This is a genomic window from Reyranella sp. (assembly GCF_965229815.1).
GTDB lineage: Bacteria > Pseudomonadota > Alphaproteobacteria > Reyranellales > Reyranellaceae > Reyranella.
Genome location: NZ_CBDDJN010000002.1, coordinates 813,574 through 838,847 on the forward strand (window position 1 = coordinate 813,574; position 25,274 = coordinate 838,847).

Below are 25,274 nucleotides of genomic sequence, written 5' to 3' on the forward strand. Positions count from 1 at the left end.
GAACCGGCCGGCAAGCAACGCACCGTGGCCTTCCAATCGGCGGGGGTCATGCAAGAAAGCGTGACGCAACTTCCCGGGGTCACGCAAGAAATCGGCCAAGAGACTGGGATCGCGTGACCGCGGACGGCTCGGTTGACGGCGGCAAGCGTCCCGTGGACTCTGCGCGACGAGGGGGGAGCCCACGTTGGCCAATGGTTTGAAGGTCCGGTTCTGGGGCGTACGGGGGTCGATCTCCTGCTCGGGCGTCGAATACATGCGCTATGGCGGCAACACGTCCTGCATCGAGGTGACCGGCGGCGGGCGGCGGCTGATCTTCGACGCCGGCACCGGAATCCGGCCGCTCGGCCTCGAGCTGGCGCGCCTGACCCCGATCGACCTCGACATCTATTTCACCCACACGCATCTCGACCACATCACCGGCCTGACCTTCTTCGCCCCCCTGTTCGAGAAGCGCAATTCGGTGCGGCTTTGGGCTGGCCACCTGCAGCCGCCCGACACGCTGAAGCAGGTCGTGAGCAACCTGATGCAGGCGCCGCTCTACCCGGTCTCGCTCGACGTCTTCCGCGCGCGCGTCGAGTTCAAGGAATTCAGGAGCGGCGACGTGCTGTCGTGCGGCGAGCTGTCGATGCGCACGGCGCCGCTCAAGCATCCCAATGGCGCGACCGGCTATCGCATCGACTTCGGCGGCAAGTCGATCTGCTACATCACGGACACTGAGCATGGCGGCGGCCGGCCGGACAAGACGATCGTCGAGCTCTGCCGCTCGGCCGACATCATGATCTACGATTCCAGCTACACGGACGAAGAGTATCCGCGCTATCGCGGCTGGGGCCATTCGACCTGGCAGGAAGGAATGCGCGTCGCCGACGCCGCCGGCGTCGGCACCCTCGCCATCTTCCATCACGATCCCAGCCATGACGACGCCTTCATGGACGGTGTGGCGCGCGACGCGGCGCTTGCACGCCCCGGTGTCACGCCGGGCGGGCTGCCGCGCGCGCTGGTCGCCCACGAAGGGCTGACGCTCAGCCCGTGAGCCCGACCCCGACACTGCGCGGACGCTGGCGGCGCCTGAAGCTCGGGCTGCCGACCGTGCTCGGCCTCAAGCCGGGCGGCTGGTTCATTCCGCACCGCTATGCGCCGCTGCTGCCGCCACCCGGCACCCAGCCCCCCTATCCGGCCATCGAGGCGCTGTTCGAGGCGGCGTCGCCTTCCTTCGTCGGCGTCCTCGACGCCATGGACTCGCATGCCGCCGCGCTGGAAGGGCTGAAGGGCCTGTTCGACCAGTCGTGGTTCCCCTCGCTCGACGCCGCGGTGGCCTACACGCTGGTGCGCGAGCGCAAGCCGCAGCACATCGTCGAGGTCGGGTCGGGTCACTCCACGCGCGTGCTGTCGCGGGCGCTGGGCGGCCTCGGCGAGATCGTGGCCGTCGATCCTGCGCCGCGCGCCGACATCATCGACCTTCCCGGCGTCCGCGTCGTGAACTCGACGCTTCAGGCGGCGCCGCCCGACCTGTTCTCCGGCCTGCGAGCCGGCGATATGCTGTTCATCGATTCCAGCCACATCCTGATGCCGGGCAGCGACGTCGACCTCCTGCTCAACCGGGTCCTGCCGCAGGCGCCCGCCGGGGCCCTGGTGCACATCCATGACGTCTTCCTGCCGTTCGACTATCCCGAGCAGTGGGGATGGCGCGCCTACAACGAGCAGCAGGGCATCGTTCCGCTGCTGACGACGGGCGCCTACCGGCCGCTCTTCTCCAGCGTCTGGGCCGAACGGCGGCTGGCCGACCGGCTGGCCGCGTCGGTCGCGTCCCGCCTGCCACGGCCGGCCGACGCGATCGCGGCCAGCCTGTGGCTGGAAAAGGCGTGATGCTGGCGCGGCTGCGCGGCTGGCTTTTCGAGGGCGCCTCGCAAAGCCTGCCGGACCGTGTCCGAGAGACCATCCGCCGCCAGCAGGAGCGCAGCGAGATCCTGATCGGCTGGGCCGAGCTCGTGCTGGTCGGCCTGCTGGCCGTGGCCTACGAGACCACGACCATGGCGACCGGCGTGGTCCAGGAGGACTATTCCTTCGAGACCGAGGTCTTCGTCGCCTACGGCCTCTTCTCCATCGTCCGTCTGGTCCTCGCCTACCGCCGGGCCTTGCCCGAGGCGCTGCTCTATCTGTCGGTGATCGCCGACATGGCCCTGCTGATGGGGCTGATCTACTCGTTCCACTACAAGTACGCGCAGCCGGCCGTCTTCTACCTGAAGGCGCCGACGTTCTTCTACGTCTTCCTGTTCATCGCCCTGCGCGCGCTGCGCTTCGAGGCGCGGTTCGTGATCTTCACCGGGCTGACCGCGGCGGCGGGATGGATCCTGCTGATCATCTATGCCCGCAGCGGGCGCGGCGGTCCGTCGAACGACACCAGCGACTTCGTCGAGTACATGACGTCGAACGCGTTCCTGATCCAGGCCGAGGTCGAGAAGCTGCTGGCCATCCTGCTGACCACGGCGGTGATCGCCGTCGCCATCACGCGCGCGCGCAATCTCCTGGTGCAGTCGGTGCGGGAAGGCGTGGCGGCCCGCGACCTGTCGCGTTTCTTCGATCCCGGCGTGGCGGCGCGCATCCGCACCGCGGCGATGTCGATCAAGGCCGGCGAAGGCGAGCTGCGCGACGTCGCCATCCTCACGGTCGACCTGCGCGGCTTCACGCGGCTGTCGGTCGATCTGCCGCCTGACGACGTCATGAAGCTGCTGCAGGACTACCAGGGCAGGGTATGCCCGCTGATCGCCCAGCACGGCGGCAGCATCGACAAGTTCCTCGGCGACGGGATCCTCGCCTCGTTCGGCGCCGTGGAGCCGTCGGCGACCGCGGCGGCCGACGCCCTGCGCGCCGCCGATGCGGTGATCGCGGCGGCCGACCGGTGGGCCGCGGAGCGGCGCGAGGCCGGCCTCCCGCCGCTGTCGATCGGGCTGGCCGTGGCATCGGGACGTGTCGTGTTCGGCGCCGTCGGCGACGCCGAGCGGCTGGAATTTACAGTCATCGGCGACGCTGTGAATTTCGCGGCCAAGCTGGAAAAACACAACAAGGACGAGACATCCCGGGCCCTCGCCGACGCCGGCACCTATGCGCTGGCCGAACGCCAGGGGTACGTGCCGCCGGCAGCGCGCGAGCATCGGAACGGCCGGATCGTGGGAGGCGTCAGCGCGCCCGTCGATCTGGTGGTGCTGGCGCAGTGACGGCGGGACCCGGCATCGGGGCCCGTTGCCTTGCCCTTTCCCCATTCGGGGCCTATGTAATTTGCTGCGAGATGGAACGGGTTGGCGGAGCGCCATTGTGGGCAACAACTACGACATCATCCTGATCGGTCTGGTCGCGGTCTTCCTGATCCTGCGGCTGCGTTCGGTGTTGGGCAAGCGGACGGGCAACGAGCGTCCGCCGGCGCGCGATCCGTTCGCGCCGCCGCCGGCCAAGCCGTCGGCGCGCGGCGGCGACGCACCGAACGGACAGTCGGGCAACGACAACGTCGTGTCGCTGCCCGGCAACACCAGCCCGCCGACGCTGGCGACGAGCGGGCCCGGCGGAATCCGGGCGACGGTGCTGCCGGCCGCTACCGCGGGGGTCGCCGCCATTCGCGCCGTCGACACCGATTTCGAGCCGCTGTCCTTCACGGCCGGCGCGCGCGCCGCCTTCACGGCCATCGTCGAGGCCTTCGCGAAGGGCGACACCGCCGCGCTGCGCCCCCTGCTCGATGCCAACACCTTCGCCAGCTTCGATGCCGCCATCCGCGGCCGTCTCGAGCGCAAGGAGAAGGCGGAGACGACGCTGATCGGGTTCGAGGCCTCCGACGTCGCGGCGGCGGCCCTCGAGGGCACGCAGGCCACGGTGACGGTGCGTTTCGTCAGCGAGCAGATCAACGTCCTGCGCGACGCCGAGAGCCAGATCATCGACGGCAATCCGAACGAAGTGCAGAAGGTGGTCGATCTCTGGACGTTCCGCCGCGACACCAAGTCCAGCGATCCCAACTGGCTGTTGGTCAAGACGGAAAGCGAAGGCTAGGGCAAAGGGGAGGCTTCTCGGATCATGCGCTGGACGGTCCTGTCGCGCGCCGTGGCTTGCGCCGCGGCGGCCGGCCTGCTGGCGGCTTGCGCGGAAACCGTGAGCGGCACCAGCGAACCGCGGATCGCCATGGCGCCGATCTCGTTCAACGAGATCGCCGGCTGGGGCGACGACAAGCACAGCGAAGCGCTGGCCGCTTTCCGGCGCTCCTGCCCCAAGCTGACGACGGGAGCGGATGCCAGGATCGCCACCGATGGCGGTTCCCGCACCATCACCGCCGCCGAGTGGGCGCGCATCTGCGGAGCGGCCGCCGCCGTCAAGGCCGGCGACAATCGCGGCGCACGCTCGTTCTTCGAGGACAATTTCCGGCCCATGGTGGTCCAGGCTCCCGGCCGGTTCACCGGCTATTTCGAGCCCGAGATGCGCGGCAGCAAGGCGCCGTCGCGCCTGTTCACGGTGCCGGTGTACCGGCGGCCCGGCGACCTCACCAGCAAGCCGTATTACACCCGCACCGAGATCGAGCAGGGTGCCCTGAAGGGCCAGGGACTCGAGATCGCCTGGGTCCAGGATCCGGTGGCGCTGTTCGAGGTCCAGGTCCAGGGCAGCGGCCGCATCCACCTGGCCGAGGGCGGCACGCTCAACCTGGGATTCGACGGATCCAACAACCAGCCCTACACGGCGATCGGCAACGTGCTGATCGAGATGGGCGTGTTCAAGACCAAGGAGCAGGCCACCTGGCCGGCCATCCGCGACTGGCTGAAGCGCAATCCGCGCCAGGCGCGCGATGTCATGCGCAAGAACGAGCGCTACATCTTCTTCAGGGACACCCGCAACCAGGCGGCGGTGGGCGCCGAAGGCGTGAGCCTGACGGCCCAGCGCAGCATGGCCGTCGACGTCACCGTCACGCCGTTCGGCACGCCGATCTGGATCGACACGACGCGTCCGGTGGCGCGCAAGCCCGGCAGCACCGAGAGCTATCGCCGCCTGATGATCGCGCAGGATACCGGCGCGGCGATCCAGGGACCGGCGCGGGGCGATGTCTTCTTCGGCGGCGGTCGCCAGGCGGCCGACTGGGCGGGGCGCATGAACAGCAGCGGCCGCGCCATCGTGCTGGTCCCCAACAAGGGCTGAGACCGGCCGCTCGCGCACGCGGCCCGGTCGCGGCGTCGACGCGACGCGGAGAAGCGGCTTCCGGCAGGCTGTTGCGCTGCTGATTGGCCGCTGCCAATCTCGGCGGCGTGTCTACATCAAGCGCCAGCCGACCCTCCCCTGCCGGCCGTCGGGTCGGACTGTTCGTCACCTGCCTGGTCGATCTCTTCCGGCCGTCGATCGGCTTCGCGGCGGTCAAGCTCCTGGAGGATGCGGGCTGCACGGTCGAGGTGCCGCCGCTGCAGGTCTGCTGCGGCCAGCCGGCCTACAATTCCGGAGATCGCGACACCACGCGCGCCATCGCCCGTCAGGTGATAGAGGCCTTCGAAGGCTTCGACGCGGTCGTGGCGCCCTCGGGATCCTGCGGCGGCATGCTGGCTCATCACTATGCCGGCCTCTTCGAGGACGACCCGGCGATGCAAGGGCGGGCCGAGGCGCTGGCCGGGCGGACGCACGAACTGACGTCCTTTCTGGTCGACGTGCTCGGCGTCGCGACGGTGACGGCGCGATACGACGGCATAGCGACCTATCACGATTCCTGCTCGGGCCTGCGCGAGCTCGGCGTCAAGCAGCAGCCGCGCCGGCTGCTCGGTTCGGTCGAGGGCCTCACGCTGCGCGAGCTGGCCACGCCCGAGGTGTGCTGCGGCTTCGGCGGGACGTTCTGCGTCAAGTACCCTGAGATCTCGAACGCGATGGTCGGCGAGAAGACGTCCGACATCGCGGCGACCGGCGCGGACACTCTGCTGGCCGGCGATCTCGGATGCCTCATGAACATGGCGGGCAAGCTGCAGCGCGAGGGAAGCCGCGTCCGCGTGCGGCACGTCGCCGAGGTTCTCGCCGGCCTCGACGACACGCCGCCGATCGGCGAGCCGCGGGAGCGACGCTGATGCAGCCGACCGCTCACGACTTCAAGCACAACGTCGACGTCGCGCTCGCCGATCCCAACCTGCAGGATTCGCTCGCCAAGCTGAAGGTCGGCTTCTCCGAGCGCCGGCGCCAGGCGGCCGAGCGGCTGCCGGAGTTCGAGGCGTTGCGCGATCGCGCCCGCGACATCAAGAACCACACGCTCGCCAATCTCGATTTCTATCTCGAGACGTTCGAGCGCAAGGTCGCGGCGCTGGGCGGCCATGTCCACTGGGCGCCGACCGCCGAGGATGCAAGGCGCATCATCGCCGATCTCTGCCGCAGCGTCGGCGCGCGCACGGTGGCCAAGTCGAAGTCGATGGTGGCCGAGGAGATCGCCCTCAACGATCACCTGGAGTCCCTCGGCATCGCCCCGATCGAGACCGATCTCGGCGAGTACATCATCCAGCTGCGGCACGAGCCGCCCAGCCACATCATCGCGCCGGCGGTCCACCTCACCAAGGACCAGGTCGCCGACACGTTCCTCGAGCACCACGCGAAGCTCGGCTTCACGCGGCGCCTCACCGAGCGCAACGACCTCGTCGCCGAGGCGCGCTATGTGCTGCGGCAGAAGTTCCTCGACGCCGATGTCGGCCTGACCGGCGCGAACTTCCTCGTGGCCGAGACCGGGTCGTCGATGCTGGTCACCAACGAGGGCAACGCCGATCTGTCGAACACGCTGCCGCGCATGCACATCGTGCTGGCGAGCATCGAGAAGGTGATCCCTACCCTCGAGGACGCCGCCGTGCTGCTGCGCGTGCTCGCGCGCTCGGCGACCGGCCAGGAATCCTCGGCCTACACCACGCTCAACACCGGGCCGCGGCGGCCGGGAGACCTCGACGGGCCCGAGCACTACCACGTCGTGATCCTCGACAACGGACGCTCGTCGGTCCTGGGCACCGAGATGCAGGACATGCTGCGCTGCATCCGCTGCGGCGCCTGCATGAACCATTGCCCGGTCTACGGCGCGATCGGCGGGCACGCCTACGGCTGGGTCTATCCCGGGCCGATCGGCGCGGTCCTGACGCCGCAGCTCCTGGGCGTCGAGGAAGCCAGCAACCTGCCCAACGCCTCGACCTTCTGCGGCCGGTGCGAGAGCGTGTGCCCGGTGCGCATCCCGCTGCCGCGCCTGATGCGGCACTGGCGGGAGCGCGAGTTCGAGCGGCATCTGACGCCGAAGGCGGTGCGGCAGGGTCTGGCGCTGTGGAGCTTCGCCGTCCGGCGGCCCCGTCTCTACCGGCAGGTCGCCGGCTGGGCCAACCGGCTGCTGGCTCTGTTCGGGCGGGCCGAGGGGCGCTACGGCGCCCTGCCGCTGGCCGGCGGCTGGACGCGCTATCGGGACTTCCCGGCCCCGCCGCCGGGCGGGACCTTCCACGCCCAGTGGCAACGGCGGCGGACATGAGCGACGCCCGGGCCACCATCCTCGACGGTATCCGGCGCTCGCTGCGCCGGGGGCCCCTGGACGCCACCCGACGGCAGCAGGTGGAGGGACGGCTCGCCGAGGCGCCGCGCGGGCCCGCGGTGGCGCGCGCCGCAGGTTCGGCAGACGAGCGTACAGGCCTGTTCTGCCAGTGGGCCGAATTCAATAACGCAACTGTGGCGAGGGTGGCGCCGTCGGAGGTGCCGGCCGAGGTGGCCAGCTACCTGGCGCGCAACAACCTGCCGGCCGAGGCCGTGATGGCCCCCGCCGCCGGCCTCGACGCCTTCGACTGGGCGAGCCAGCCGATGCTCGTCCTGCGGCGGGGCCGTGGGACCGGGACCGACCAGGTGTCGATCACCGGGGCTTTCGCCGGCATCGCCGAGACCGGGACGCTGGTGATGGCGTCCGGGCCGGACCACCCTGTGTCGCTCAACCTCCTGCCCGACACCCATATCGTCGTGCTTCACGAGCGGGACATCGTGGCCGGATACGAGGATGTCTGGGTGCGGTTGCGCCAGCGCTACGGCAAGGGGCAGATGCCGCGGACAGTGAACACGATCACCGGGCCCTCGCGGACCGGCGACATCGAACAGACGATCGAGCTGGGTGCCCACGGACCGCGGCGGATGCACATTCTGGTGGTTCGCGAATGACGGCGGCCGGCGGCGCGACCCCTTCCGAAAGCAAGGCGGGGCTGCACGTCGTCGGCACGAGCGTGGCGAGAGAGACCGATTCGGTGCTCGATCGGGTGGCCGCGGCCGTGGGCCGACGCCCGCCCCGGGTCCTGCAGGTGGGCGCGCGGTCGTCGGCCGCCGAGCGCAATGTCCGGAACTGGCGGGGACTGATCGCACGACGCTTTGGCTCGAACGCCGTCTTCGTCGGGACGGACCTGGCGGCCGGCGCCAACGTCGACCGGACGATGGACATCTGCGGATCGAAGCGGTCCTGCGCGGCGGCGCTCGGCGAAGCGCCGTTCGACCTAGTGATCTGCTGCCACGTGCTCGAGCATACGCGAGACCCCTGGCGCGCCGCTCGGAACATCCAGGCGCTGCTGAGGCCGGGCGGGCTGGCCTACGTGTCGGCGGCCTGGTCGCACGCTTTCAGTGCCTCGCCGGACGATTGCTGGCGTTTTTCCGTTCGCGGCCTGATACGGCTGTTCGGGGAGCTCGAGGTCGCAACCTGGTTCTACAGCGGTGGAGACGTCGGGCTCGACGTGGCGTATCGGGTGGTACGCGACGGGGAACCGGAACTCGATGCCCGTGCCGGCGCCGTCGAACAGGGATTGTTCCAGGTCGTCCTCGACCACGACGACAATCGCGCCATGCTCGCCCGCCAGGCGACGGACCGGCTTCCCGTGTCGCGGACCTATCTGCCGACCCTTTTCGTCGACATGGTCGGCCGGCGCAGCCGTTAGGATCGCGAGGCGGCCGGGCGGCGAAGAGGCGACGTGCCCGGGGCCAAAAAGAAAGAGCGGGCTTTCGCCCGCTCTTCCCGATTTCGATGGTGTCCGGCGACTAGAAGCGCAGGTCCATGCCGAGCAGGAACGCCCAGGAGTTGCCGCTCGTGGAGTTCGTCGGGCCCGAGGCGTTGTACATCATGGCACCGCCGGTCAGCTTCACGCCCGGTCCGAGCGCGTAGTTGGCACCGACTTCCCACTTGTTGACGACGTTCGACCCGAAGGCCAGCGCCGTCGCGGGGTTGCCGTTGAAGCAGGTGCTGTTCCGGCCCGGGACGCCGGCGCACGCGGTGGTCGTGATGGCCTGCGTGCCCGTCGCGATCGCCGTGATGTTCGAGTTGCCGTTGCCGTTCTGGTTGTAGAAGCCGGCCCACATGAACGACATCTGCCACGGACCCGTCTCGTACATCACACCCGCGGTGTAGAAGCGGGTCGAGTCGTCGTTGCCCGTGTAGTAGTTGGCGCCGACACCGTTGTTGTCGTAGCCGACGGCGCCACCGACGGTGAAGCCGGAGAAGCCGAACTGCGCGCCGACCACCCACTGCTTCCAGGAGGTGAGGTTGGCGCCGGTGTTCATGTTGGCCGAGGGCGTGAACGGCGAGAAGCCGGGCACGAACGAGGCGTAGGCGAACGCACCGTACAGAGCGACGGTGAAGTTGCCGAACTTGTTCAAGTAGTTGGCGCCGACGTCGAACAGATCCTGGTAGGTGTAGTCGGACGTCGGGCAGTTGTTGATGTTGGTCGCGTTGTTGTAGCCGCAGATGCCGGACGGATTGCCCGGACCCGAGGCCGCGATGCCACCGTTGGAGGTGGAGTTCATCTTCGGCGCGTAACCGACACCGATCTGCAGACCCTGGAAGCGCGGCGTGAAGTAGTTGATACGGTTCACGTCCTGCCACTGCGGCGTGATCGTCGTGGCCATCGTACGGGCATAGCCCTTGTTGAAGCCGATGACCGAGTTGCTCGCCCAGTTGTGGTTGTGCTGGAACGCACCCCAGCCGATCAGGGCGGAAGGCGTGCCGTAGTACATGCGGTAGGACGCGGCGTCGCGCGAACCGAGCTCGACGCGGCCCCAGTCACCGAAGGCGTAGAGGAAGGCTTCGTCGATCTGCGCGTTCGGTGCACCCGAACCCGGGTTCCAGGCTTCCAGCTCGACGGTCAGACCGACCGACGTTCCGTTGTCCAGCTTGGTCTGGCCGAGGAAGTGGATTTCACCTTCCTGCGTGAAGGCGAAGCCCTTGTAGCCCGTGAACGACCCGTTGTAGGCGTAGGTCGAGTCGATGTTTCCGGCCAGGGCGTAGAAGGTGTAGTAGCCACCCACGCCGATCTTGATCGGATCGGCTGCCATGGCCGGGGCGGCCATCATGCCGCCGACGACCAAGGCGGTCGAGCCGAGTAGAAGCTTTTTCATCATTCTCCCTCTCTCATTGATCAGAGACTGGTACGTACCGAAAGGCCTGTCCGACCGGCGGAATGTGAAACCCCAAATTCGGTGACACACCAATCCCGCCAATACGGCCGACGCGAATAGAACACTTACGCCAAACGAGGGTCAAGAAATGGACGCGCCAGCGCACGATTCTCCCCGAACGTGTGGCGTCTTTGTCACAATTTGCTCGGCTATTTGGCCTTTTCGCCATCTATTGGACCGGGCTGCCAAACGGCTCTCGGAGGGGTTGTTAGTTTAGAAACAAAACCTACACTCTAGCCGTACATTCGGCATCAGGACCCAGTCTTGCGCCATCGCGCCGCTTGTCACGGCCGGTCCCATGAGGTTTAGGTCCTCCGCGACGCCATGCTATCCTAGCTGGAACAAACGGGGACGTTCATTCATGTCGGGTTCGCCCATTTCCCTATCCGCCTCTGTATTTTGCGCGGGTCTGCTGGCGCTGACTCTGGCAGCCTGTGGAGGCGACCCCGACTCGGTCAAGGAAAAGCGCAGCGGCGCGTCGGGCGACCGCAATTCACGCGACATCATCGCCGGAATCGGCGGCAGCAAGCAGGAAACCGGCAGCCTCTTCGGGCCGGGCGGTCTGTTCGGATCGAAACCGACCCAGAAGGAGGACTACGGCACGGGCGTGGCCGTGAACGCCTACCTGTGGCGGGCGTCCCTCGACACGATCAACTTCATTCCCCTGGTTTCGGCCGACCCGTTCGGCGGGGTCATCATCACCGACTGGTACACGCCGGCGGAAACGCCGAACGAGCGGATGAAGGTTCAGATCACCATTCTCGACCGCGAATTGCGCGCCGACGGGGTGCGGGTGTCGGTGTTCAAGCAGACGACCTCGCCGCGCGGTGGCAACTGGGTCGACGCGCAGGTCGATCCGCGCACCAATATCGACATCGAAAACGCCATCCTCACCCGCGCGCGCCAGCTCCGGATCGCCGGCGGCTCCTGACCTCGGCCGTCGCAACGCTTGACGACCGGGGCCGCAGCGGGCATCCGCTGCGGCCTCTGTTTTTTCTGGGATGCTCCCCGTGTCTTCGACGCCCGCCGCGCCCGCGCGCTACAATTTCCGTGAGACCGAGGCCAAGTGGCAGAAGGTCTGGGACGACCGCCAGACCTTCCAGGCGCGCATGGACCGCGCCCGCCCCAAATACTACGTGCTCGAGATGTTCCCCTATCCGTCGGGGCGCATCCATATGGGCCACGTGCGCAACTACACCCAGGGCGACGTGATCGCCCGCTACAAGCGGGCTCGCGGCTTCAACGTGCTGCACCCCATGGGTTGGGACGCCTTCGGCCTGCCGGCCGAGAATGCCGCCATGGAGAAGAAGGTCCATCCCAAGAAATGGACCTACGAGAACATCGCCGCCATGAAGGCGCAGCTCCGGTCGATGGGCCTGTCGCTGGACTGGAGCCGCGAGGTCGCGACCTGCGACCCGAGCTACTACCGCCACCAGCAGAAGATGTTCCTCGACTTCTGGAAGGCCGGGCTCGCCTACCGCAAGGAAGCCTGGGTCAACTGGGATCCCGTCGACAATACGGTGCTGGCCAACGAGCAGGTGATCGAGGGCAGGGGCTGGCGCACCGGCGCGCCGGTCGAACGCCGCAAGCTCACCCAGTGGAACCTCAAGATCACGCACTTCGCCGACGAGCTGCTGACGCGCCTCGACACGCTCGAGCGGTGGCCCGAGAAGGTGCGCCTGATGCAGGCCAACTGGATCGGCAAGAGCCGCGGCGCGCGCGTCTTCTGGCAGCTCACCGACGCCTCCGGGGCCGACCGCGGCAAGCTCGAGATCTTCACGACACGGCCGGACACGCTGTATGGCGCGTCGTTCATGGCGCTGTCGGCCGAGCATCCGGTGGTCGCGGCCCTGGCCGAGAGCGATCCCGGGCTGCAGCACTTCGTCGCCGAATGCCGCAAGACCGGCACCGCGGCGGCCGATCTCGAGACCGCCGAGAAGCAGGGCTACAGGCTGCCGCTGCTGGCGCGCCATCCGCTCGTCCCGGGCCGGACGGTGCCGGTCTATGCCGCCAACTTCGTGCTGATGGAATACGGCACCGGCGCGATCTTCGGCTGCCCCGGCCACGACGAGCGCGACCACGAGTTCGCGACCAAGTACGGCCTGCCGATCATCCCGGTGGTCATGCCGGAGGACGCCGACGCCACGAGCTTCAGCGTCGCCGAGCAGCCGTTCGTCGAGGACGGGGTGATCATCAACTCCGACTTCCTGGACGGGCTCTCGGTCGAGGAGGCCAAGGCGCGGGTGATCGCGCGACTGGAGGAGATGGGCGTCGGCACCGGCACCACGCAGTACCGCCTGCGCGACTGGCTGGTGTCGCGGCAGCGCTACTGGGGTTGCCCGATTCCGGCCATCCATTGCGAGAAATGCGGCGTGGTCCCGGTCCCCGAGAAGGATCTGCCGGTCGAGCTGCCCGAGGACGTGACGTTCGACCGGCCGGGCAATCCGCTCGACCGCCATCCGACCTGGAAGAATGTCGCCTGCCCGACCTGCGGCGGCGCGGCGCGGCGCGAGACCGACACGTTCGACACGTTCATCGATTCGAGCTGGTACTTCGACCGTTTCACCTCGCCGCATCTCGCGACGGCGCCGTTCGACCGCGAGGAGAACAGCTACTGGATGCCGGTCGACCAGTATATCGGCGGCGTCGAGCACGCGATCCTGCACCTGCTCTACTCGCGCTTCTGGACGCGCGCCATGCGCGAGGTCCAGATGACCAGCCGCGACGAGCCGTTCGACGGCCTGTTCACGCAGGGCATGGTCTGCCACGAGACGTACCGCGCCTCCGATGGATCGTGGCTGACGCCGGAGGAGGTGGAGCGCACGGCCGGCGGCGCCGTCGTGCGCCTCTCCGACAAGAGCCCGGTCGAGGTCGGCCGGTCGGAGAAGATGTCCAAGTCGAAGAAGAACGTCGTCGATCCGGACCAGATCATCCGCGACTACGGCGCCGACACCGCGCGCTGGTTCATGCTGTCCGACAGCCCGCCGGAGCGCGACCTCGAATGGACCGAGGCCGGAGTCACCGGCGCCTGGCGCTTCCAGCAGCGCCTGTTCCGCATCGCCAGCGAGGCCCTGGCCGACTTGCCGGCGGCCGGCACGGCGCGGCCCAGCGCCTTCTCCGACGCCGCGATGGGCCTGCGCCGCGCCGCGCACAAGGCGATCGCCGGCGTCTCGGCCGACATCGAGGCCTTCCACTTCAACAAGGCGGTGGCGCGGCTCTACGAGCTGGCCAGCACCATCGACGCGGCCAAGCCGGCCGACGACGGCGATCGCTGGGCGCGCCGCGAGGCGCTGGAGATCTTCGTCCGCCTGATCGGACCGATGACGCCGCACCTCGCCGAGGAGCTGTGGCAGGCGCTCGGTCACCGCTCGCTGCTGGCCGATTCGCCCTGGCCGCTGGCCGAGGACGCGCTGCTGGTAGACGACACAGTAACCGTGGCGGTCCAGCTCAACGGCAAGCTGCGCGGCACGCTGCAGCTCCCGAAGGACGCTGCCAAGGACGCGGCCGAGAAGGCGGCCCTGGCGTTGCCCGAGCTGGCGCGCGGTCTCGACGGCAAGACGCCGAAGCGGGTGATTGTGGTGCCCAACCGAATCGTCAACGTCGTCGTCTGACGCGCCCGGCGACGTGAAGATCGAGCCGCGCCAGGTCGAAGCCTTTCTCCGGAAGCCGGATCCGAAGATCCGGGGCGTCGTCGTCTACGGCAATGACGACGGACTCATTGCCGAGCGCGCCCTCGCGCTTGCCAGGACCGTCTGCGAGGACCTCAAGGACCCGTTCCGCGTCGTCGACATCGCCGGCGACGCCCTCAAGAACGATCCGGCGCGGCTGGCCGACGAGTTCGGCGCCATGTCCCTGATGGGCGGCCGCCGCGTGATCCGTGTCCGGCCGGCCGGGGAGGAGACGACCACCGCGCTCGAGAACCTGGTCGAGGCGCCGGCCGGCGACGCCCTGATCGTCGTCGAGGGCGGGAACCTCACGCCGCGCTCGGGCCTGCGAACGCTCGCCGAGACCGAGGCCTGCCTGGCGGCGCTGCCCTGCTACATGGACAACGAGGCGGCGCTTCAGGGGCTGGTGGAGAGCGCCGCGCGGGCCGAGGGGCTCGCGGTCGAGCCCGACGCTCTCGACTGGATCGTCGAGCGGCTGGGCGGAGATCGCGGCCAGAGCCGGAGCGAGATCGACAAGCTGCTGCTCTACAAGGCGGGCGACGGCAGCAAGACGGTGACCCTCGACGATGCGCTGGCCGTGCTCGGCGACACCGCGGCCATCGGCATCGACAACGTCGTCGCCGCAACCTTCGACGGCGAGCTGGTCGCGCTCGACCGCGCGCTGGACCGCGTGTTTGCCGAGGGCGGCAACGCGGTGCAGCTGGTCCGCGCCCTGCAGCGCCATGCCGACCAGCTCCACCTCGTGTCGGGCCACGCCGCCGCCGGCGGCAACCTCGAGGGCGCGATGTTCAAGGCGCGCGGCCTGCCGCGCTTCGGGCCGGTCCGCCAGCGCTTCGAGCGGCACCTGCGCGCGTGGCCGCTGCCGCGCCTCGGCGCCGCCCTCCAGGTGATCCTGGAAGCGGAGATGCAGTGCAAGTCGACGGGACTGCCCGACCAGACGATCGCCCGGCGCCTCTGCCAGCGGCTGGCCCAGGCCGGCCCGGGCGCCCGGGCCCGGCGCTAGTCCAGGGCCTCAGTCCTTCTTGCCGCTCGTGGCCAGGGGTAGCGGGATGGCGGCCTGGTCGGTGAGGACGAGGAAGGTGAAGCTCTCCTCGATGTAGAGCCGGACCTTCTCGAGATCGTGCTCGAGGTAGCCGATCGAGAAGTCCTGCCCGACGGTCAGCTCGAAATCGCCGCCGCGGGTCGAGACCACCAGGCCGCCGTCGAGGCCGGCGGCCCAGATGATGTCACCGTCGACCAGGCGCTGGACGTGGTTGAGGATCGGATAGCCGGAGTCGGTGCGGGCGGCGAGATCCTTGTAGAGCTGCTCGTTCAGCACCACGGCGAACGGACCCTCGATGCCCTCGTCGCGCAGCTTGGTGAGCGCGGCCGAGACGGCGCCGGGATAGTCGGTGTGGCTGCTGCCGAGCGGCACGGCCTCCGCCGCCGCGGCCTGGCAGATGCCGGTGATCTGTGCGGCCTCGTAGCCGTGGAAGATCGCGCGGTCCTCGGCGATCGCGATCTCGCGCGCCGCAGCGATCACGGCGTCGAGATCGGGGTCGCGGGCGCCGCGGTCGATCGCGTCGAGCTCGGCCCGCGAGACCTCGAACGGAATCCGCAGCTCGACCAGCGGCTGGATGCGCCGCAGACGGGCCTGCACGTCGCCGGCCGTCGGCGGGGAGGCGATCGGGTCGGCACGGCCCAGCTCGACGTCGGAGGCGCCCCAGCCCAGCGGGCCGCGGAAATCGACGACGCGGCGCGCCGCCAGGATGCCGCGCAGCGTGCGCTTGGCTTCCTTCTCGATCTCCTCCCAGCCCGCTTCGGTGATCGGCGCGCGATCGCGGAAAAGATGGTTCTTCATTGGCCGTTCTCCGCTTTCACCTTGCGCAGGCTACCGATGCCCAGGCTTCCGTCTTCACTCACGCCGCCGGCGTCATTCCCGCCCTCTCCCATCGTCGCCTCGATGCCGACGATCGGGCCGTCGGTGAAGAGAAACGTCTTGAGATGCTCGGCGAACTTCGAATCCGTGCGGCGCAGCCATTCGAGCGCCATCGCCGCATGTTCCTTCTCCTCGTCACGGTTGTGCTCGAGGATGGCGCGAAGTTCGGGATTGGCGGTCGCCTTGGCGCGCTGGTTGTACCAGTCGACCGCCTCGAGCTCCTCCATAAGAGACACGATGGCGCGATGCTTGTCGATCGCCTCCGGTCCCAGCTTGGCAGGATCTTCGTGCAGGGTTTCGCTCGACATAGGCTCGCCTCCGCTTCTCGGGCGAACACTAGTCCGACCGGTTGACCCGGTAAACGCTCAACGCTGGCCGCGGTTGCCGCAGGCACGCCCTCAATCCTCGGGCGGTACGAACATGTATCCCGCGCTGCGGACCGTGCGGATCGACGTCGGTCGGGCCGGGTCGATCTCGACCTTCCGGCGGATGCGCAGGACGCGGATGTCGATCGCACGGTCGAAGGCTTCCATCTCGCGATGGCTCGTGGTTTCGAGCAGCCAGTCGCGACTGAGCGGGCGATTGGGGTTCTCTGCGAACAGGCGCAGCAGTTCGAACTCGCCCGACCGAAGCGGGATCTCCTCGCCCGTCAGGGCGGTGAGCCGGCGGGACTGCAGGTCGAGCAGACACTTTCCGATTCGGATGCGGGCACCCGGCGTCGCGGCATCGGCGCCGCCGGCGCGGCGCAGCACGGCCTTTATGCGGGCCAGCAACGCCCGCGGCTCGTACGGCTTGGCGATGTAGTCGTCCGCGCCGGTCTCGAGGCCGACCACCTGGTCGACCGTGTCGCCGCTGGCGGTCACCATGATGATGCCGAGCTTGCGGCTGCGCTCCCGCAGGTAGCGGGCCAGGGCGAACCCGTCCTCGCCGCCCGGCAGGCGGAGGTCGAGCAGGACGAGGGCAGGTGGATCCTTCTCGACGAGTCGACGCAGGCTCGAGCCCGAGTCGACGCCCGAGGCGCGGTAGCCGTTCGTTCCCAGGAACTCCATCAAGGTCTCGCGCTGGAACGCCTCGTCCTCGACGACAATCACATGGGGTCGTGTGTCTATCTGCCTAGCCACTGAGAAATTTCTACCGCACGCACGAAGAGCGGGAAACCCCCTTCCATGTTACGGTTGTATCGGCGATATCTTTCGCTCTTTTCGGCTGCGTGACGGAAAAACTTCACTGCCGGAGGCAAAAGAGGGGAATCCCGCTTCTCCATTGGCCGTCCTCGCGAAACCCACGAAACATTTAAGACGGGCCGTGTTACCGTTGCGAAACAGCGCGGGCGCAGGGCTGATCTAGAAGGGCAGAATGTCCACACGGTCCCCTACGCCCCCGGGCGCCGAAGAGGTCGAGGCGCTGCGTGAAGAGCTGCGGACGGCCCGCGTCGAGGCCGAGGCGGCCCGGCTTGCCGCCAGGCGGGCCCGTCGCGAGGCGGCGGAAAGCCAGGAGCTGCTGGAAGCCGTGCTGACGGGCATGCCCGACGGTGTGGGCCTGCTCGATCGGCATCAACGGGTCGCGTACCTGAACCGCGGCCTCGACGATTCGGAAATCTTCGACCTGCCGCGCGGCACGGTCCGGCTCGGCATGACGGTCCGGGAAATCGTCGAGGCGCAGGTCGCGGCCGGCGACGGCCGGGCCGCGGTCGACGGCAGGCCGCTCACGGTCGAGGAGCGGATCGCGCGCCTCACGGATCCGCACGGCAGCCGCTTCGAACGCCGCCTGCCCTCGGGACGACAGCTCGAATTCAACCTCCAGCCGTTGTCGAATGGCTACACGCTCTGCGTCTGCCGGGACGTCACCGATCATCGGCAACGGCAGGACGAGCTGGAGAAGGCGCGGGACGAGCTGGCGGCCGCGCACCAGCTCACGGACACGATGCTGGAAAGCATGACCGACGGGATCGGCGTCCTCGATGCCGACGACCGCATCGCCTACATGAACACGGCGGTGCGCCGCATCTTCGGGCTTCCCGAATCGAGCGTGGCCACCGGCCTCAGGATCCACGACCTGATCCGCCTGCAGGACGCGGCCGGCGACCATGCCGAGGAAGGCGGCCGCGTCCTCTCGGTCGAGGAGCGCGTGGCGCGCATGCGCCATCCCGACGGCGTCCGCTTCAATCGCAAGCTGCCGTCCGGACGGCACATCGAGTTCAACTTCCGCCCCCTCGGCGACGGCCGGACGCTGGGGATTTATCGCGACATCACCGAGCACATCGAGCGGCGAATCGATCTCGAGAGGGCGCGCGACGAAGTGGCGGCCGCCCATCGCCTGATGAGCACGGTGCTCGAGGGCATGCCCGACGGCGTCACGCTGTTCGACGCGGACCGCACGCTCATCTACGCCAACAAGGCCGTCCTCGAGCAGACCGATGGAATCGCGCCAGGGGTGCTGCGCGTCGGCCGGAACATGAGCGAGATCGCCCGGGGCCTCAAGGAAGGGGGCGAGTTGCTGTCCGAGCGGGCGGCCAACCTGTCGGTCGAGGAGCGCGTGGATCGCACCTTCGCCCCCGAGGGCAGCCGCTTCGTGCGCCGGCATCCGTCCGGACGCCATGTCGAGTTGAGCTTCAGGCCGATCGACGATGGCCGCACGCTCGGCCTGCATCGCGACGTCACCGACCTGCGCGAACGGCAACTCGAGTTGGAACGCGCGCGCGACGAGCTTGCCGCCACATACCGGCTCATGAATACCGTCCTCGAAGGCATGCCCGACGGCGTCACGCTGTTCGACGCCAACCGCCGGCTGATCTACGCCAACAAGGCGCTCCGGGAGCAGATGGCGGACTTCGGCTTCGGCCGGCCGCAGCTCGGCTCGACCCTCGACGCCATCATCGAGAACCTGGTCGCCGCCGGCGATTCGCCGGTCGAGAACGGCAAGGTCCTGTCGGTCGAGGAGCGGGTCGCCCGCGTGCTCGCGCCCGAAGGCAGCCGCTTCGATCGCGCCCTTCCCAACGGCCGGCACGTCGAGTTCACCTTCTGCCCGGTGGGCGACGGTCGAACGCTGGGCATGTACCGCGACATCACTGAGATCAGGCAACGGCAGATCGACGTCGAGAAGGCGCGGGACGAGGTGGCGGCGGCCCAGAAGCTCATGGCCACCGTGCTCAACGCCTTGCCGATGGGGATCACGCTGTTCGATCCGCAACACCGGATCGCCTACGGCAATCGCGAGGTCTGGAGGCCGGCCGAGCATCTGTCTCTCGACAAACGGGGCCTCAAGCTGGAGGACATCATCCGTCACCAGATCGTGAGCGGCGACCACCATTTCGACGAGGACGGCCGGCCGCTCTCGCTGGAGCAGCGGGTCGCCCGGGTCTTCGATCCCTGCGGCAGCCGGTCGGAGCGACGGCTTCCGTCCGGCCGCTACATGGCATTCGCGTTCCAGCCCCTCGAAGGCGGCTATACCCTGGCGACCTCGCGCGACATCACGGAAGTAAAGGATCGCGAGTTCGAGCTCGAGCGGGCGCGCGATGCGGCGGAGGCGGCCAACCAGGCCAAGTCGACCTTCCTCGCCACCATCAGCCACGAGATTCGCACGCCCATGAACGGCGTCATCGGCACGGCCGAGCTGCTGGAACGCGAGCCCCTCAGCGAACGCCAGAAGCGGCTCGTTCGGACCGTCAGGACGTCGGCGGCGGCGCTGCTGCGCATCATCGACGACGTGCTCGACTTCTCCAAGATCGAGGCCGGCCACATGGAGCTCGAGGAGGTGCCGTTCCAGCTGCGGGCCCTCGTCGAGGGGACCGCCGACACGCTTTCGGTGCAGGCCGAGCGCAAGGGCATCGCCATCACGACCTCGGTCGACCCCGGCACGCCGAACCTGCTGAGCGGCGACGCCACGCGCGTGCGGCAGATCCTGTTCAACCTGATCGGCAACGCCATCAAGTTCACGGAGGTCGGCGAGGTCAGGATCGACGCCCGCGCCCGATCGATCGTCGATGGCCGGGTCGAGCTCGAGCTGATCGTCGAGGATACCGGGATCGGCATGACGGACGAACAGGCGGGAAGGGTGTTCCAGCCCTTTGCCCAGGCCGACAGTTCGACGACGCGGCGCTATGGCGGCACCGGGCTCGGCCTGTCGATCGTGCGACGCCTGGCCGAGCTGATGGGCGGCGAGGCGCGCGCGCGCAGCGTCGCGGGCAAGGGCTCGACCTTCACGGTCACGCTCTCGCTCGGCGTGGCGACCGCGCCCGTTGCGCATCGTGGAGCGGAGACGACCGCCCACGGCGGCGGCATGATCGGGACCGTGCTGGCGGTCGACGACTATCCGGTCAATCTCCAGGTTCTGATGGGTCAGCTCGAGATCCTGGGGGTGCCGGTCGACACGGCGGCCAACGGGCTGGAGGCGCTCACCAAGTGGCGCGAGAGGCCGTACGACCTCGTGCTCACCGACATCCACATGCCCGACATGGACGGCTTCGAGCTGACGCGCCAGATTCGCGCCGAGGAGATGCTGGCCCGCGACGGGCGACGGACCCCGATCGTGGCGCTCACGGCCAACGCGCTGAAGGGCGAGGCCGATCGCTGCCTGGCAGCCGGGATGGATGGCTATCTCACCAAGCCGCTGACCCTCGATCGCCTGCGCGAGACCGTCGAGCGCTGGATGACGGCGGCGGCCGCGCCGACCGCCTCGACGGTGGCCGTGGCCGACGGCGCCATCGATCGCTCGGTGCTGGCGCAGATGTTCGGCGACAGCGAGGCCACCATCGGGCGCGTGCTCCGCCGCTTCGCGGAGGCGGGCGCCAGCCTCGCCGCCGAGATTGCCGCCGCCGAGTCGGATTCTGAAGGGCTGGCCGACCTGGCCCACAAGTTCAAGGGCGCGGCGCGTGCGGCCGGTGCCATGCGGCTGGGCGATCTGGCGGCCGCGCTGGAACGCACCCGGGACGAGGCCGCGGTGTCGGCGGTGCTGGCGGAGTGGCGTCGCGTGGCAGCGGCCCTGGCGACAGCGGCCGGCGATACCCCGACAGCGTGACGCCGACCGACGGCCGTCTTAGCGCCGCGTCAGGCGATCGACGACCGTGTCGAGCTGATCGAAGTCCCTGATCTCGAGGGTGAGCAGGCTCTGCTCGCCCAGGCCCCGCAGCTTGAGATCGGCCTTGAGGCCGAGCGCCTCCTCGAGGCGCTTCTCGAGGGCGCGCGTATCGGCGGTCTTGGTCGCTTCCGCCCTGGCGGCCGACGGGCGGCCGCCCGCGCCGCCGGGCTTGCCGAAACCCTTGAGGGCGCCGCCCAGCCGTTCGAGGTCGCGTGCCGTCAGCTTTTCGGCCACCGCGCGCCGGGCCAGCGCCAGCGGGTCGGGGACGCCGATCAGCGCGCGCGCCTGCCCGGCCAGCAACTCGCCCTTGCGCAGCATGTCCTGGACCGGGTCCGGCAGGTCGAGCAACCGCAGCGTGTTGGCGACATGGGGCCGGCTCTTGCCCACGGTGCGGGCGATTTCCTCCTGGGTCTGGGAGAACTCCTCGGCCAGCCGGCGATAGCCCTGGGCCTCGTCGACCGGCGTCAGGTCGGCGCGCTGCAGGTTCTCGATCAGGCCGATCTGCAGCGCATCCTTGTCGGCCATGGTGCGGACGACGATCGGCACCTCGTGGAGCTGCGCCTTCTGCGCCGCCCGCCACCGCCGCTCGCCGGCGATGATCTCGTAGCTGTCGGCCTGGCCGGCGACGGGACGCACAAGGATAGGTTGCAGGAGGCCAAACTCCCTGATCGACTCGATCAGCGTGTCGATGTCCTCGAACGTCGTCCGCGGCTGCATCTTGCCGGGCTTGAGTTGGGTGATCGGCACGCTGAGCGGCGCACGGCCCGCGGCGGGGCGCGGGGCCACCGGCTCAGGCACCGGCGCGGTCACGGTGGCGGCGACTTCGTCGTCGCCGAGCAGGGCGGACAGGCCGCGGCCGAGGCCGCGCGGCTTAGGAAGCTGGCTCATGGGACGGGCTCTCGGTGGCGGTGCGCCGGCGGCGGATGAACTCGCTCGCCAGCAGGATGTAGGCCTGGGCACCGGCGCAGGCATTGTCGTAGATGAGCACGGGCATGCCGTGCGACGGCGCCTCGGCGATGCGCACGTTGCGCGGGATCGTGGTGCCGAACACGAGGTCGCCGAAATGGGCGCGCACGTCGGCCTCCACCTGTTGGCTGAGCGTCATGCGGCGATCGACCATGGTCAGGACGACCCCTGCGATATACAACTTGGGATTGAGGTTCTTCTTGATGCGGGCCACGGTGTTCGACAGGGCGCCGATGCCTTCGAGGGCAAGGAACTCTGCCTGGAGCGGCACCAGGACCGCATCGACGGCCACGAGGGCATTGAGGGTCACCAGCCCGAGCGAGGGAGGACAGTCGATCAGGATCGTCGTCCAGCGCTGGCGGGCGTCGGCGCCCGGCGCGTTCAGGGCATCGGCCAGCCGATGCTCGCGGCGCTCGAGGTCGATCAGCTCGATCTCGGCGCCGGCCAGGGCGACCGACGCCGGCATGACGGACAATCCGGGAATCTTTGACTCGCGCGTGCAGTCGGTGAGGGGCGCCAGGCCCAGCAGAAATTCGTATGACCCAGGTGAGCGCTCACTTCTGGACACACCGAGGCCCGTCGACGCGTTGCCTTGAGGATCGAGGTCGATCAGCAGCACGCTTTCGCCGACGGCGGCCAGGGCCGTCGCCAGGTTGACGGCAGTCGTGGTTTTTCCCACGCCGCCTTTCTGGTTAGCGATCGCGAAGATCTGGGCGGGCGAAGGCGTCGATTCGGAGGATGACGGCGTCACGATCGGTGGCACTGGCGAGGGGTTGACTTGAAACGTCCCAGCTCTTCATGGCTTGGGTCAGTTCACCCTGCCAGCCTTTCCCCTTGTGGAAAAGGCTAATAGCGTGATCGTTTCGGTGCCGGTCGGCCCAGGCCAGCAATTGGTCCAGCGGCGCCAAGGCCCGGGCCGTGACCACGTCGGCTCGGGAGGGCGGCGCGGCTTCAATCCGGGCGACCACGATGCGGGGCGGCACCGGCAAGGCCATCTGGCGGGCGGCTTCTCCCAGGAACGCGGCCTTTCGGCCGTCGACCTCGACAAGGGTCACCTGCAGGTCAGGGCGCATCGCGGCCAGGACCAGCCCCGGGAAGCCAGCGCCCGTGCCGAGATCGGCCAGCGTTCTGGCCTCCGGGGGTATCAGAGGCTCGAGTTGGGCCGAGTCGAGGACATGCCGCTCCCATACCAGGGGTAGTGTGGACGGCCCTACGAGGTTGATCGCCTTCTGCCACCGGTTGAGAGTGGCAACGAAGGCCTCGAGCCGCCCGAGTGTTTCACGTGAAACAGGCCGACCGAGGCCGGCCATCGCCGCACTGAAGGCGCCGGGACCATCGGCCGGCGCGGCCATCAGGCCGCCGTCCGGCGGCGCACGAACTTGAGCAAGCCTACGAGCGCCGCTGGCGTCATCCCGGAGATGCGCGCCGCCTGGCCAAGGGTTGCTGGCCGCTGTCCCTCGAGCTTCTGGCGAACTTCGTTCGAGAGCCCGCCCACGCGGCTGTAGTCGAGGTCGCCTGGCAGCGTCAGCGCCTCGTCACGCCGGTAGGCAGCGATGTCCGCTCGCTGCCGGTCGAGATAGCCTTCGTATCGGGCGTCGATGGTCAGTTGCTCGACGATATCCGATTCCAGCACTCCGAGTTCCGGCCAAAGCCCGATGATCTGCTTCCAGCCGACGGCAGGGTGAGCCATCAGCTCCAGGGCCGAGCGAGGAATACCATCCTGGTTGATGGCGATACCGCGCCGGGCCAGGGCCGTAGGGCTGAGGGACAAGCGCTCCGCCAGGACGCGGCTCTCGGCCAGCCGGGATTGTTTCACGTGAAACGCTCGGCGCCGATTATCTGACACGCAGCCGATCGCCAGCCCGCGCGGCGTGAGCCGCCGGTCCGCATTGTCCGCCCGCAGCCAGAGCCGATACTCGGCCCGGGAGGTGAACATCCGGTAGGGTTCGGTGACACCCAGACTCACCAGATCGTCGACCAGCACCCCGAGATAGCCTTCGGCGCGGTCGATCGTGAACGGCTCCGCAGCGGCAGCATTCAACCCCGCCAGCAACCCTTGGGCCGCCGCCTCTTCGTATCCCGTGGTGCCGTTGATCTGCCCGGCCATGAAGAGGCCCGGCACGCGTCGCGTCTCGAGCGTGGGCTTCAGCTCCCGGGGGTCGATATGATCGTACTCGATGGCATAGCCCGCCCGGCGCATGACCGCCCGCTCCAGCCCCGGAATCGTCCGCAGCATTTCCAGCTGGACCTCGCGCGGCAGCGAGGTCGAAATCCCGTTGGGATAGACCGTGTCGTCGTCCAGGCCTTCCGGCTCCAGGAAGATCTGGTGGCGCTCCCGCTGGCCGAACCGGACGACCTTGTCCTCGATCGAGGGGCAATAGCGCGGGCCGACGCTCTCGATCGCGCCGGAGTACATCGGGGCGCGATGGAGGTTGGCCCGGATCAGTTCATGGGTTGCCGGCGTGGTCGCGGTGATGTGGCAGACGACCTGCGGCGTCGTGATGCGATCGGTCAGGAAGGAGAACGGCTGCGGCGGGTCATCGCCGTCCTGACGCTCAAGCTGCGCATAGTCGATCGTTCGCCCGTCGAGCCGGGCCGGTGTCCCGGTCTTGAGCCGACCCAGCCGGAAACCGAGCCGCTGGAGCGTCAGCGCGAGCGCCGTCGACGGCGGCTCGACGCCATCGCCGCGCGCCCGGCCAGCTTCCATTCGTACCTCGCCGCAGTGGATGAGGCCGCGCAGGAAGGTCCCGGTGGTGAGGATGACCCGGCCGGCGCCGATCTCCCGGCCCGCTTCCGTCACGACGCCGATACAAGCTCCAGTTGTATCAACCATAATGTCGGCAACCGCCTCAGCGCGAATATCCAGATTGGCCTGCTCGGCCAACAGCGCCTGCACGGCGTGGCGGTAAAGCTTCCGATCGGCCTGCGCCCGCGGCCCGCGCACGGCCGGCCCCTTCGAGAGGTTGAGGGTCCGGAACTGGATGCCCGCCCGATCGATGGCCCGGCCCATGATGCCGTCAAGAGCATCGATCTCGCGGACCAGGTGTCCTTTGCCGAGGCCGCCGATCGCGGGGTTGCACGACATCTCGCCGATCGTGTCGACGCGATGGGTGAGGAGCAGGGTGCGCGCGCCCATGCGAGCAGCCGCGGCAGCCGCTTCGCAGCCGGCATGCCCGCCACCCACCACGATCACATCATAGGAAAAGGCCCGCATG

At 68.7% G+C, this 25,274-nt stretch carries 21 protein-coding genes; 13 read left to right on the forward strand and 8 right to left on the reverse strand.

Annotated elements, in window-relative coordinates:
• The first annotated feature begins 184 nt into the window (after positions 1–184).
• The 9 genes from ACO073_RS04475 to ACO073_RS04515 all read left to right on the forward strand — a co-directional run bounded on the left by ACO073_RS04475 (position 185) and on the right by ACO073_RS04515 (position 8,921).
• Positions 185–1,033, forward strand: a complete 849-nt coding sequence (locus tag ACO073_RS04475; protein ID WP_421995685.1) for an MBL fold metallo-hydrolase — start codon at positions 185–187, stop codon at positions 1,031–1,033.
• Positions 1,030–1,866, forward strand: a complete 837-nt coding sequence (locus ACO073_RS04480; RefSeq protein WP_421995687.1) for a class I SAM-dependent methyltransferase — start codon at positions 1,030–1,032, stop codon at positions 1,864–1,866. Before ACO073_RS04475 ends, ACO073_RS04480 begins: the two co-directional genes overlap by 4 nt.
• Complete coding sequence (locus tag ACO073_RS04485; protein WP_421995689.1) at positions 1,848–3,215, forward strand: adenylate/guanylate cyclase domain-containing protein; 1,368 nt, start codon at positions 1,848–1,850, stop codon at positions 3,213–3,215. Before ACO073_RS04480 ends, ACO073_RS04485 begins: the two co-directional genes overlap by 19 nt.
• 97 nt (positions 3,216–3,312) lie before the next feature.
• Positions 3,313–4,035 (forward strand): Tim44/TimA family putative adaptor protein, encoded by a 723-nt coding sequence (locus ACO073_RS04490; protein WP_421995691.1) that lies wholly within the window; start codon positions 3,313–3,315, stop codon positions 4,033–4,035.
• Positions 4,036–4,059: 24 nt separating this feature from the next.
• Entirely contained in the window at positions 4,060–5,166 is a 1,107-nt protein-coding gene (locus ACO073_RS04495) for a murein transglycosylase A (RefSeq protein WP_421995693.1), read from the forward strand.
• 107 nt (positions 5,167–5,273) lie between these two features.
• On the forward strand, positions 5,274–6,071 hold the full coding sequence (locus ACO073_RS04500) for a (Fe-S)-binding protein (RefSeq protein ID WP_421995695.1): 798 nt from the start codon (positions 5,274–5,276) through the stop codon (positions 6,069–6,071).
• On the forward strand, positions 6,071–7,489 hold the full coding sequence (locus ACO073_RS04505; RefSeq protein WP_421995697.1) for a LutB/LldF family L-lactate oxidation iron-sulfur protein: 1,419 nt from the start codon (positions 6,071–6,073) through the stop codon (positions 7,487–7,489). Before ACO073_RS04500 ends, ACO073_RS04505 begins: the two co-directional genes overlap by 1 nt.
• Positions 7,486–8,160, forward strand: a complete 675-nt coding sequence (locus tag ACO073_RS04510; protein ID WP_421995699.1) for a LutC/YkgG family protein — start codon at positions 7,486–7,488, stop codon at positions 8,158–8,160. Before ACO073_RS04505 ends, ACO073_RS04510 begins: the two co-directional genes overlap by 4 nt.
• Positions 8,157–8,921, forward strand: a complete 765-nt coding sequence (locus ACO073_RS04515) for a class I SAM-dependent methyltransferase (protein WP_421995701.1) — start codon at positions 8,157–8,159, stop codon at positions 8,919–8,921. Before ACO073_RS04510 ends, ACO073_RS04515 begins: the two co-directional genes overlap by 4 nt.
• A gap of 100 nt (positions 8,922–9,021) precedes the next feature.
• Here the strand turns inward: ACO073_RS04515 and ACO073_RS04520 are convergent, their stop codons facing one another.
• Positions 9,022–10,374 (reverse strand): porin, encoded by a 1,353-nt coding sequence (locus ACO073_RS04520; RefSeq protein ID WP_421995703.1) that lies wholly within the window; start codon positions 10,372–10,374, stop codon positions 9,022–9,024.
• A gap of 421 nt (positions 10,375–10,795) precedes the next feature.
• Between ACO073_RS04520 and ACO073_RS04525 the strand changes: the two genes are divergently transcribed.
• From ACO073_RS04525 to holA, 3 genes are all read left to right on the forward strand, one after another.
• On the forward strand, positions 10,796–11,365 hold the full coding sequence (locus ACO073_RS04525) for a DUF3576 domain-containing protein (RefSeq protein WP_421995705.1): 570 nt from the start codon (positions 10,796–10,798) through the stop codon (positions 11,363–11,365).
• Between the two features lie 79 nt (positions 11,366–11,444).
• A complete protein-coding gene (gene leuS / locus ACO073_RS04530; protein WP_421995707.1) occupies positions 11,445–14,045 on the forward strand; it encodes a leucine--tRNA ligase in 2,601 nt (866 codons plus the stop codon).
• A 13-nt stretch (positions 14,046–14,058) separates the two neighbouring features.
• The gene (gene holA, locus ACO073_RS04535; protein WP_421995709.1) at positions 14,059–15,102 is read left to right on the forward strand and encodes a DNA polymerase III subunit delta; all 1,044 of its coding nucleotides are present in this window, start codon (positions 14,059–14,061) and stop codon (positions 15,100–15,102) included.
• A gap of 9 nt (positions 15,103–15,111) precedes the next feature.
• Here the strand turns inward: holA and ACO073_RS04540 are convergent, their stop codons facing one another.
• The 3 genes from ACO073_RS04540 to ACO073_RS04550 all read right to left on the reverse strand — a co-directional run bounded on the left by ACO073_RS04540 (position 15,112) and on the right by ACO073_RS04550 (position 17,108).
• The gene (locus ACO073_RS04540) at positions 15,112–15,939 is read right to left on the reverse strand and encodes a family 1 encapsulin nanocompartment shell protein (protein ID WP_421995711.1); all 828 of its coding nucleotides are present in this window, start codon (positions 15,937–15,939) and stop codon (positions 15,112–15,114) included.
• Positions 15,936–16,325: an encapsulin-associated ferritin-like protein gene (locus ACO073_RS04545; protein ID WP_421995713.1), complete on the reverse strand. Its 390-nt coding sequence runs from the start codon at positions 16,323–16,325 to the stop codon at positions 15,936–15,938. Before ACO073_RS04545 ends, ACO073_RS04540 begins: the two co-directional genes overlap by 4 nt.
• A 90-nt stretch (positions 16,326–16,415) precedes the next feature.
• Positions 16,416–17,108, reverse strand: coding sequence for a response regulator (locus tag ACO073_RS04550; protein ID WP_421995715.1), 693 nt, complete (start codon positions 17,106–17,108; stop codon positions 16,416–16,418).
• A gap of 265 nt (positions 17,109–17,373) precedes the next feature.
• Here ACO073_RS04550 and ACO073_RS04555 point away from each other — a divergent pair, with 265 nt between their 5' ends.
• A complete protein-coding gene (locus tag ACO073_RS04555) occupies positions 17,374–21,033 on the forward strand; it encodes a PAS-domain containing protein (RefSeq protein WP_421995717.1) in 3,660 nt (1,219 codons plus the stop codon).
• Between the two features lie 18 nt (positions 21,034–21,051).
• Here ACO073_RS04555 and ACO073_RS04560 read toward each other — a convergent pair whose 3' ends face one another.
• The 4 genes from ACO073_RS04560 to mnmG are packed head-to-tail and all read right to left on the reverse strand — an operon-like array spanning position 21,052 to position 25,273.
• A complete protein-coding gene (locus tag ACO073_RS04560) occupies positions 21,052–21,981 on the reverse strand; it encodes a ParB/RepB/Spo0J family partition protein (RefSeq protein WP_421995719.1) in 930 nt (309 codons plus the stop codon).
• A complete protein-coding gene (locus ACO073_RS04565; RefSeq protein ID WP_421995721.1) occupies positions 21,965–22,822 on the reverse strand; it encodes a ParA family protein in 858 nt (285 codons plus the stop codon). Before ACO073_RS04565 ends, ACO073_RS04560 begins: the two co-directional genes overlap by 17 nt.
• Positions 22,752–23,411, reverse strand: coding sequence for a 16S rRNA (guanine(527)-N(7))-methyltransferase RsmG (gene rsmG / locus ACO073_RS04570; protein ID WP_421995723.1), 660 nt, complete (start codon positions 23,409–23,411; stop codon positions 22,752–22,754). The genes ACO073_RS04565 and rsmG overlap by 71 nt, the downstream gene beginning before the upstream one ends.
• Positions 23,411–25,273 carry a tRNA uridine-5-carboxymethylaminomethyl(34) synthesis enzyme MnmG gene (mnmG, locus tag ACO073_RS04575; RefSeq protein ID WP_421995725.1) on the reverse strand — a complete coding sequence of 621 codons (1,863 nt, stop codon included), beginning with the start codon at positions 25,271–25,273 and terminating at the stop codon, positions 23,411–23,413. The genes rsmG and mnmG overlap by 1 nt, the downstream gene beginning before the upstream one ends.
• Between the last annotated feature and the right edge of the window lies 1 nt (position 25,274).

Excerpts from the sequence above, each read along its gene's own strand:
- mnmG (WP_421995725.1), bottom strand. The coding sequence starts at position 25,273 with ATGCGGGCCTTTTCCTATGATGTGATCGTGGTGGGTGGCGGGCATGCC.
- ACO073_RS04520 (WP_421995703.1), bottom strand. The coding sequence starts at position 10,374 with ATGAAAAAGCTTCTACTCGGCTCGACCGCCTTGGTCGTCGGCGGCATG.
- ACO073_RS04540 (WP_421995711.1), bottom strand. The coding sequence starts at position 15,939 with ATGAAGAACCATCTTTTCCGCGATCGCGCGCCGATCACCGAAGCGGGC.
- ACO073_RS04560 (WP_421995719.1), bottom strand. The coding sequence starts at position 21,981 with ATGAGCCAGCTTCCTAAGCCGCGCGGCCTCGGCCGCGGCCTGTCCGCC.
- ACO073_RS04515 (WP_421995701.1), top strand. The coding sequence starts at position 8,157 with ATGACGGCGGCCGGCGGCGCGACCCCTTCCGAAAGCAAGGCGGGGCTG.
- ACO073_RS04525 (WP_421995705.1), top strand. The coding sequence starts at position 10,796 with ATGTCGGGTTCGCCCATTTCCCTATCCGCCTCTGTATTTTGCGCGGGT.
- ACO073_RS04545 (WP_421995713.1), bottom strand. The coding sequence starts at position 16,325 with ATGTCGAGCGAAACCCTGCACGAAGATCCTGCCAAGCTGGGACCGGAG.
- rsmG (WP_421995723.1), bottom strand. The coding sequence starts at position 23,411 with ATGGCCGCGCCGGCCGATGGTCCCGGCGCCTTCAGTGCGGCGATGGCC.
- ACO073_RS04510 (WP_421995699.1), top strand. The coding sequence starts at position 7,486 with ATGAGCGACGCCCGGGCCACCATCCTCGACGGTATCCGGCGCTCGCTG.
- ACO073_RS04555 (WP_421995717.1), top strand. The coding sequence starts at position 17,374 with ATGTCCACACGGTCCCCTACGCCCCCGGGCGCCGAAGAGGTCGAGGCG.
- ACO073_RS04495 (WP_421995693.1), top strand. The coding sequence starts at position 4,060 with ATGCGCTGGACGGTCCTGTCGCGCGCCGTGGCTTGCGCCGCGGCGGCC.
- ACO073_RS04505 (WP_421995697.1), top strand. The coding sequence starts at position 6,071 with ATGCAGCCGACCGCTCACGACTTCAAGCACAACGTCGACGTCGCGCTC.